Source organism: Burkholderia sp. HMSC10F09 (assembly GCF_001806955.1).
GTDB lineage: Bacteria > Pseudomonadota > Gammaproteobacteria > Burkholderiales > Burkholderiaceae > Burkholderia > Burkholderia multivorans.
Map to the genome: position 1 here is coordinate 1 of NZ_KV786794.1, position 8,028 is coordinate 8,028.

The 8,028-nt window shown below is 70.6% G+C and carries 7 protein-coding genes; 3 read left to right on the forward strand and 4 right to left on the reverse strand.

Translation table 11 applies throughout. From position 1 onward, the window contains the following. Window positions 1-153 precede the first annotated feature (153 nt). Window positions 154-555: a nuclear transport factor 2 family protein gene (locus HMPREF3115_RS19055; RefSeq protein ID WP_070555624.1), complete on the forward strand. Its 402-nt coding sequence runs from the start codon at window positions 154-156 to the stop codon at window positions 553-555. A gap of 22 nt (window positions 556-577) precedes the next feature. On the opposite strand, the gene HMPREF3115_RS19060 is transcribed toward HMPREF3115_RS19055, so the two are convergent. The 3 genes from HMPREF3115_RS19060 to HMPREF3115_RS19070 all read right to left on the reverse strand — a co-directional run bounded on the left by HMPREF3115_RS19060 (window position 578) and on the right by HMPREF3115_RS19070 (window position 3,745). After that, a complete protein-coding gene (locus tag HMPREF3115_RS19060; protein ID WP_006406373.1) occupies window positions 578-1,525 on the reverse strand; it encodes a LysR family transcriptional regulator in 948 nt (315 codons plus the stop codon). A gap of 69 nt (window positions 1,526-1,594) precedes the next feature. Continuing rightward, entirely contained in the window at window positions 1,595-2,233 is a 639-nt protein-coding gene (locus HMPREF3115_RS19065) for a 2-hydroxychromene-2-carboxylate isomerase (protein ID WP_006401523.1), read from the reverse strand. A gap of 84 nt (window positions 2,234-2,317) precedes the next feature. Next, window positions 2,318-3,745, reverse strand: a complete 1,428-nt coding sequence (locus tag HMPREF3115_RS19070; protein ID WP_065494211.1) for a TAXI family TRAP transporter solute-binding subunit — start codon at window positions 3,743-3,745, stop codon at window positions 2,318-2,320. Between the two features lie 416 nt (window positions 3,746-4,161). Between HMPREF3115_RS19070 and HMPREF3115_RS19075 the strand changes: the two genes are divergently transcribed. Together HMPREF3115_RS19075 and HMPREF3115_RS19080 are read left to right on the forward strand one after the other, a co-directional pair. Further along, window positions 4,162-4,524, forward strand: coding sequence for a BON domain-containing protein (locus HMPREF3115_RS19075; RefSeq protein WP_006401521.1), 363 nt, complete (start codon window positions 4,162-4,164; stop codon window positions 4,522-4,524). A 149-nt stretch (window positions 4,525-4,673) separates the two neighbouring features. Then, window positions 4,674-6,767 (forward strand): D-(-)-3-hydroxybutyrate oligomer hydrolase, encoded by a 2,094-nt coding sequence (locus tag HMPREF3115_RS19080; protein WP_035948466.1) that lies wholly within the window; start codon window positions 4,674-4,676, stop codon window positions 6,765-6,767. 244 nt (window positions 6,768-7,011) lie between these two features. Here the strand turns inward: HMPREF3115_RS19080 and HMPREF3115_RS19085 are convergent, their stop codons facing one another. Then, window positions 7,012-7,800 carry a sulfite exporter TauE/SafE family protein gene (locus HMPREF3115_RS19085; RefSeq protein WP_006406370.1) on the reverse strand — a complete coding sequence of 263 codons (789 nt, stop codon included), beginning with the start codon at window positions 7,798-7,800 and terminating at the stop codon, window positions 7,012-7,014. Between the last annotated feature and the right edge of the window lie 228 nt (window positions 7,801-8,028).

Genomic DNA, 8,028 nt, shown 5'->3' on the forward strand with positions numbered 1-8,028 from the left:
CGCGCCGCGCGCGCGCGCCACGATGATCGGCGCCGGCGCGCACCGGACGCGCTCGGGGGCGCCGCACGACATCGCGTCGACGCACGGCCGCGCGTTTTTCCCTACACTGCACGGCATGCGCGGCGTCCGGCCGCGCCTTTTCGTGTACGCACCATGTCCGATACCCGCCTCTATCTCGACGTGCTCGACGCGAGCATCGTCGCCATCGAGCGCTGGCTGTCCGGCGTCGATACGGCGCCGGCCGCGCTCGACGCGCTGCTCGCGCATTTCTCCGCCGACTTCACGATGATCATGACCGACGGCCGCGCAGTCGATCGCGACGGTCTGCGCGCACTGTTCGCGACGCTCGGCGGCGCGAAGCCGGGGCTGCGCATTACGCTGTCGGATGTACGCGTGCTTGCGGCCGACGCGTCGCATGCCGTGGTTGCGTACGTCGAAGCGCAGCACGCGGCGTCCGGCGAGTTGCCGGCGCGCCGTTCGACCGCCGTGTTCGCACGCGACGCCGCGGGCGCGGTGCGCTGGACGCATCTGCAGGAAACGTTCTGCGCGGCGTGACGCGCGTGCCACGCGCGCGGGCTCAGCGCTTGCGTGCGCGTGCGGCGGTCAGTTCGTCGGACACGCTCTGCATCAGCGCGCACAGCCACGCGATGTCGGTCGGCCGATCCGGCTGCGGATGCGTGAGCAGATAGCTTTTGATGCGCGGAAACGGCACCGGCGGCGCGACGACGACGAGCGGCAGCAGCTGCGCATAGTGCGTGGCGAAGCGGCGCGTCGTCGTGAAGATCAGATCGGTCTGCAGCAGCACCTGCGGGACGATCCCGAAGTACGGCAGCGTCGTCACGACACGCCGCGCGAGGCCCGCGCGCGCAAGGCCGATCTCGATCGCGTTGCGCTTGTCGCCGGTATACGGCGTCGGCGCGACGTGCGCGGCGGCCGCGTACGCTTCGCGCGTGAGCGGCTCGCGTGCGAGCGGATGCGCATCGCGCATCAGGCACACGATCGTGTCCGAGAACAGGTCCTGCCGCGCGAACTGCGGATCGGGCTTCGGCCAGTTGCCGATCACGAGATCGAGCGCGCCCGATTCGAGCGCGCCTGCGTGGTCGAGCGCGGGATTCAGCGAATCGATTTCCAGATGCGCGTGCGGCGCGGCATCGCGAAAGCGCTCGATCAGCGTCGGCATGAAGAAATCGTTCAGATAGTCGGGCGCGGCGATGCGGAACGTACGCCGCGCGGACGACGGATCGAAATCGCCGTGCGGCGTCGAGATGAAGTCGACCTCGCGCAGCGCGCGCGTCGCGGCGCCGAGCAGCGACGCGCCGTATTCGGTCGGCACCATGCCCGACTTGCCGCGCACGAGGATCGGGTCGTTCAGCGTTTCGCGCAGCTTGCGCAGCGCGGTGCTGATCGCGGGCTGCGTCTGGTTGAGCCGCAGCGCGGTCTGCGTGACGCTGCGCTCGAGCAGCAGCGTGCGCAGCACGCGCACGAGCCAGATATCGAGCGAGGCGGTACGGTCGTCGTCTTCCATCGATGCGGGGCAATTCGGGCGAAGCGTAACCTTACCGCAGCCGTGCGCGCGCGTGCGTGATACCCGCCATCACGCGCGGCCCTTCGGCAGCGTGCTGATCCGCTTCACTTCCTGCGATTCGAGCCAGTTCGGCGTGCGCGCGCAGTACAGCACCATCGGCAGCGCATCCTCGCCCCAGAACAGCTGGCGGTTCATCCAGAAGGTCGGCACGCCGAACACGCCGAGCGCGATCGCATCGTCGGTATTGCGGCGCAGCTGCGCGCTCGTCTCTTCGAATTCGATCAGCGCGTCGCCATGGCTCACGCCGACGCGCTCGCAGAGCGCCGCGAAGCCGGCCGGCGTCGACGGGTCGTTGCCCTCGCGCCAGATGAAGCGGAACATTTCGAGCACGGTCGCGATGTCGGCGCGCGTCGCGATCGCGAGGCGCAGCGCCTTGTCGGAATCGAACGGATGCACGGGCGGCATCTTGAAGCGGATGCCGAGCTGCTCCGCGCGAAACAGCGCATGCCGGTACGTGAAGATGCGCTTGGCCGGCACGTCGGCGCTCGGGCGCTGCCCCCAGTGCCGCTGCAACTCGTTCAGCGACACCGCGACGGGTTCGAACGGCATCGCCGGCCATTTGTCGTGCTGTTCGAGCAGCAGATAGGAGAACGGCGACACGAAGTCGAAGAACCACGCGGGTTGGGCGGTGTCGAGGCCGGTTGTCATGACGATCTCCAGAGGGTGGGGCGTGCGGCGGGCCTCCATGTTACGGGCCGTACGCGCATGCAGCAATGATCGCGGATCGTCCGTTCATGCGGAACCGGGAGTCGCCCGAGGGACGTCGGCCACTCGCGGCGCGGCATCGGCCGCGCGAGGCGCGGCGCCGGCGGGCGCATCGGCATCGTGCGCGGCGAGCCGTTCACGCACGAAGCCGATGTGCTCGCGCAGCACGTAGAACTGCCCGGCGTACGCGAGCGGCATCTTCATGCGGTTCACGGCTTCCTCGATGTCGTCGAGCTCGTCGAGCAGCGCGACGCGCTCCTCGGCCGTATGCTCGCCGAGCGCGCGGCGTTCGATCGCGATCAGCGCGCCGTACCAGCGGTAGATCCGCGAGCGCACGCGCCAGCCGTACAGCGACGGCACGAGCCGCAGGCCCGGAATCAGCACGACGATCAGCGGCACGACGACGACCAGCAGCCGATCGACGAGGCTCGCGACCCAGAACGGCAGCCGTCGATACAGGAACGTCTTGCCGGACTTGTAGTAGCGCGCCGCGTCGTCGGACAGCGGGAAGCCGCGCGTGACCGGCGACGGGAATTCGCCCGCGTGCTGCAGGATCGTCGCGTGGCCGTGCACTTCGCGAGCGGCCTCGATCAGCAGGTCCGACAGCGCCGGGTGCAGCGTGTCGCGCGCGACGAGTTCGATCGTCGGCGCAACCGTATGCAGATCCTCGGGCGGCAGGTTGCGGCCGAGATCGTAGACGCCCATCGGCAGCGTGATCGCGGTCAGGTACGGAAAGCGCCGCGCGTAGGCTTCCGCCTGCGTAAACGAATACATGTGCACGCCCGGCGTGCGGAACAGCTTCGCCATCACGGGGATCTGCGTCGAGTCGCCGGACAGGAACGCCGCGTCGATCTTGCCGTCGAGCAGCGCGGCCGCCGCGTCTTCGCCGCTCGTCGGCAGCAGCCGCGTCGTGCCGCCCGGCTCGATCCCGTTCATCTTCAGCAGCGCGAGGCTCAGCTCGCGCGCGCCGCTGCCTTCGGCACCGATCGCGAGCCGCTTGCCGTTGAAATCGGACAGGCGCGCGACCACCGGCCCGCGGTACATGATCGCGAGCGGCACGTAGCCGATGCTGCCGAGCGAGGCGAGGTGATCGTCGCGTTCCTTCGGGCCGATTCCGCTCTGCACGAATCCGACGTCGACCGTGGCGTTCGGGTTCTGCAGCCGTGCGAGGTTCTGCGCGGATCCTTCCGACGATTCGACGTCGAGCGTGACGCCGTTCTTCGCGAGGATCGCCTTGTATTTCTGGGCGGCGTTCCAGTACGTGCTGCCGGGCGGGCCGGCCGAGATCACGAGCGTCGAGGGCGGCGCGGGCTGGATCATCCGGATCGCGAGCCACACGGCGGCGGCCGCGAGCAGCACGGTCGGGCCGATCGACAGCGCGAGGTCGCGCCACGACACCGCGACGAAACGGGCGAGGATGCGCGGCGGCGGCCGCTGCGGGCGGGTTGGCTTCATGAGATCGATCGATGACGCGGGCGCTGCGCAGTGCCGCGACGGGCGACGCTGCGCGCTCTGGCGGCGATGGTAACCGGTTTGGGCGCGCCCGCGCGAGTGCCGCGTGGCGGCCGTCGGCGCGCGGCGGCGCGATGCCGCGTCAAAAGCTTTGCGCTTCCGCGGGCGCTGGATTACATTGTGCGACGCAGCCGCGCCCGACTCGCGCGACCCGGCACCCGACGAGACCGGGCGCGTCCGGCCCGGCGGCTGCCCGGTCCGGCCGGCCGCTTCGCGTGCGCCGGCTGCCGGCCCGTCTCGCCTCTCTCGCATCGCCGTGGAAATCATCGGCCGACCCGCCCGTTCGCGCGCGGGCCGGCTGCCTTTGGGGGTATCCGGCCGTACTGTGCGCGGCCGTTCCGAAGTTACAAGGAGATAGCATGAAGTCGATCGTGTTGAGAGCGTTGGGTATTGCCGCCGTGGCGGCCTGTCTGTCGGGCAGCGCGTATGCGCAGTCGAGCGAGCCGGCCGCGGCCGAAGCGCCGGCCGCCGCGACGCAGTCGAAGTCGGCCGCGAAGACGGCGAAGCACGCGAACCGCAAGCTCGGCTACGCGGTGCGCAAGGCGATCACGAAGGCAGGCGGGATCGACGTGTCGAACCTCGTCGTGCGCTCGAAGGGCGGCGCGATCACGCTGGAGGGCACGGTGCCCGACCAGGCTCAGATCGACAAGGCGGGAGAAGCGGCGAAGGGCGTGAAGGGCGTCACGTCGGTCACGAACAAGCTGACGGTCCAGCAGCAATGATGCCGGGCGACGACGCGCAAGCGTCGTCCGGGCCCGCGCACGCGCGGGTCGTGCGGGCCCCGGCATGCCGGGGCCCGTTTGCGTTTCAGCGGCCGCACGCGCTGCACGACACGGCGGCGGCCCGATAAGCATATCGAGAGGGGGCGGCAATGACGATGCACGGATGGGGCAGGTGGATGCTTGTCGGCACGGCACTGGCCAGCACCGCGGCGCTGCTCGGCGCCTGCAACGGCGACGAGACGGGCGAGCGCAACCGATTGCCCGGCTTCGTGTCGGGCAACGTGCGCACGACCGCGTACGACGGCACGAGCGACGATCTGCTGACGGCCGGGCTCGGCAAGACGGGCCTCGCGAGCGCGACCGCGCCGAGCTTCGCGAATCCGTCGCGGCCGACGAGCGCCGAGCTGCGCCGTCTTGCGATCTGGTCGAACTACCGCGCGCTCGTCGACATGAGCGCGAACGGCGGCTACGGCCGCTTCTGGGGGCCGAACGTCGATGTCGACGGCAACGCCACGCTCGGCGAGGGCAAGATCGCCGGCACCGAGTATCTCGCCTATTCCGACGACGGCAGCGGCCGCAAGAACGTGACGCTCCTCGTGCAGGTGCCGGCGAGCTTCGATCCCGCACAGCCGTGCATCGTGACGGCGACGTCGTCGGGCTCGCGCGGCGTCTACGGCGCGATCTCGGCCGCCGGCGAGTGGGGGCTCAAGCGCGGCTGCGCGGTCGCGTACAACGACAAGGGCGGCGGCAACGGCGCGCACGAGCTCGGCAGCGACACCGTCACGCTGATCGACGGCACGCTCGCGAACGCGGTGCTCGCCGGCAACGCGAGCCTGTTCACCGCGAACCTGACGAGCGGCGATCTCGCCGCGTTCAACAGCCGCTTTCCGAACCGCTATGCGTTCAAGCACGCGCATTCGCAGCAGAATCCCGAGCAGGACTGGGGGCGCTCGACGCTGCAGGCGGTCGAGTTCGCGTACTGGGCGCTGAACGAGCAGTTCGCGCCGCTCGTCGACGGCTCGCATCGCGGCGTGCGCTATCGCGCGGGCGACATCACGACGATCGCCGCGTCGGTCAGCAACGGCGGCGGCGCGTCGCTCGCGGCCGCCGAGCAGGACGATCGCGGCTGGATTACCGCGGTCGTAGTCGGCGAGCCGCAGATCAACGTGCGGCTGGCGCCGAATGCGGTCGTGCGAACCGGCGGCCAGCCGGTGCCGTCGTTCGGCCGGCCGCTCGCCGACTATGCGACGCTCGCGAATCTGTTGCAGCCGTGCGCGGCCGCCTCGGCGTCGCTGGCCGGCGAGCCGTACATCAGCGCGCTGCCGCTCGCGACCACGCAGTCGATCCGCACGCAGCGCTGCGCGACGCTCGCCGCCGCGGGCCTCGTGTCGGGTGCCGACACGCAGAGCCAGGCCGCCGACGCGCTTGCGCAACTGCATGCGGCCGGTTATCTCGCCGATTCCGATCTGCTGCACGCGTCGATGTGGGATTCGCAGGCGATCCCGGCGATCGCCGTCACGTATGCGAACGCGTATACGCGCTCGCGCGTGACCGACAACCTCTGCAATTTCAGCTTCGCGACGACGCAAGCGGGGACCGGCACGGTCGCACCGCCCGCGGCGTCGCCGATGCCGGCCGTGTTCGGCACCGGCAACGGCATACCGCCGACGGCCGGCATCGATCTCGTGTTCAATACGGGCGCCGGCGTCGACCATCGGCTCGCGACGCCCGACGCGAGCTTTGCCGGCGCGCTGTGCCTGCGCCAGCTGTGGACGAACGCGATGCTCGGGATGCCGGCGAACGTCGAGGCGGTCCGCGTGAACGCGAACCTGCACGGCAAGCCCGCGATCATCGTGCAGGGGCGCAGCGACGCGCTCGTGCCGGTCAATCACGCGTCGCGCGCGTACGTCGCGCAGAACAGCCTCACCGAGGGCAGCCGTAGCGGGCTCGTGTTCTACGAGGTGACGAACGGTCAGCACTTCGATGCGTTCCTGCCGGTGCCCGGCTACGACACGCGCTTCGTGCCGGTCCACTACTACGATCTGCAGGCGCTGAACCTGATGTGGCAGCACCTGAAGAAGGGTACGCCGCTGCCGCCGTCGCAGGTGATCCGCACCGTGCCGCGCGGCGGCACGCCCGGTGCGGCGCCCGCGCTGACGACGGCGAACCTGCCGCCGATCGCCAGTGCGCCGGGCGCGAACGCGATTTCGGCGGCGGCCGGCACGATCGACGTACCGCTCTGAGCGCACGCGCGCTTGCTGCGAAGCCGGACGATGGTTGTCCGGCTTTTTCGTTTTGAAGGGGGAATCGGGCGGGGCGGCTTCGGCCGCCGAGCGGCCGGAGAAGCGGTAAGCGCGATGCGGCCGTCGGGGCGCGACACGCTCGACTGCAGCCGTGACCGCAACCGCGATTACGACCACGGCCGCGGCCGCGAACATGGCCCGCAACCAGGACGGCCGCGGCGCACCGCGCCGCATGGCGCAGGTTTCAGGCGAGCACGAGCCGCACGCCGACCGCGACCAGCGTCGCCGCGAGCAGATTGCGGAGCAGCCGCTCCGGCGCGCGCGCCGACAGCAGGCTGCCGATCACGATGCCCGGCAGCGAGCCGAGCAGCAGCGAGAGCAGCATCGACCAGTCGACCGAGCCGAGCAGCCAGTGCCCCATGCCGGCGACGAGCGTGAGCGGCACCGCGTGCGCGATGTCGGAGCCGACGATGCGTGTCGTCGCGAGCGCCGGATAGAGCAGCAGGAGCACGGTCACGCCGATCGCGCCCGCGCCGACCGAGGTCATCGACACGAGCACGCCGAGCACCGCGCCCGTCAGCACGGTCGACCACAGCGTGCGCGCGGGGCTCGGCGCGAGCGGATTGCGCGCGGCGAACGCGGCGAGCTGCGGGCGGAAGATCAGCGCGACCGACGTGAGCAGCAGCGCGATGCCGAGCACGAGCTGGATCAGCCGTGCGGTGCCCGGCGCGTTTACCCCGTGCGAATGCAGCACCCACAGCGTGACCGCGGCCGCCGGCACGCTGCCGGCCGCGAGCCGGCCGGTGATGCGCCAGTCGATCGAGCCTTTCAGCCCGTGGACCAGCGTGCCGGTGGCCTTCGTCGCCGCTGCATACAGCAGATCGGTGCCGACCGCCGTCGCGGGATGCACGCCGAACAGCAGCACGAGGATCGGCGTCATCAGCGAGCCGCCGCCGACGCCCGTCAGGCCGACGAGGATGCCGACGAACAGGCCGGACAGGGAGTACAGCAGATCGATATGGGGAAGCGACATCGGAAGCAGGCGGTTATGGGGCGTTCGGCGGCGGCGCGCGGCTGCGGCGGCGCGGATCAAAGTCCGACATTGTCGCAAAAGTGACGCGTCGGTGTACGACTGCGTTAAAAATCGGCCGGCGCGCGGCCGCCGGCCGATGGGGCGGGGCGGTGAAACGGGCGTTTGAAGAGCGCTTGCGCGCGGCGGCGTGCGGCGCGTGTGCGCAGGCGTACCGGCTGCGGGCGGCCC

What these genes read in the sequence shown, in the direction of transcription:
- HMPREF3115_RS19085 (WP_006406370.1), bottom strand. Translation starts at nt 7,800, where the DNA reads ATGTCGCTTCCCCATATCGATCTGCTGTACTCCCTGTCCGGCCTGTTC.
- HMPREF3115_RS19070 (WP_065494211.1), bottom strand. Translation starts at nt 3,745, where the DNA reads ATGAAGCCAACCCGCCCGCAGCGGCCGCCGCCGCGCATCCTCGCCCGT.
- HMPREF3115_RS19060 (WP_006406373.1), bottom strand. Translation starts at nt 1,525, where the DNA reads ATGGAAGACGACGACCGTACCGCCTCGCTCGATATCTGGCTCGTGCGC.
- HMPREF3115_RS19080 (WP_035948466.1), top strand. Translation starts at nt 4,674, where the DNA reads ATGACGATGCACGGATGGGGCAGGTGGATGCTTGTCGGCACGGCACTG.
- HMPREF3115_RS19055 (WP_070555624.1), top strand. Translation starts at nt 154, where the DNA reads ATGTCCGATACCCGCCTCTATCTCGACGTGCTCGACGCGAGCATCGTC.
- HMPREF3115_RS19075 (WP_006401521.1), top strand. Translation starts at nt 4,162, where the DNA reads ATGAAGTCGATCGTGTTGAGAGCGTTGGGTATTGCCGCCGTGGCGGCC.
- HMPREF3115_RS19065 (WP_006401523.1), bottom strand. Translation starts at nt 2,233, where the DNA reads ATGACAACCGGCCTCGACACCGCCCAACCCGCGTGGTTCTTCGACTTC.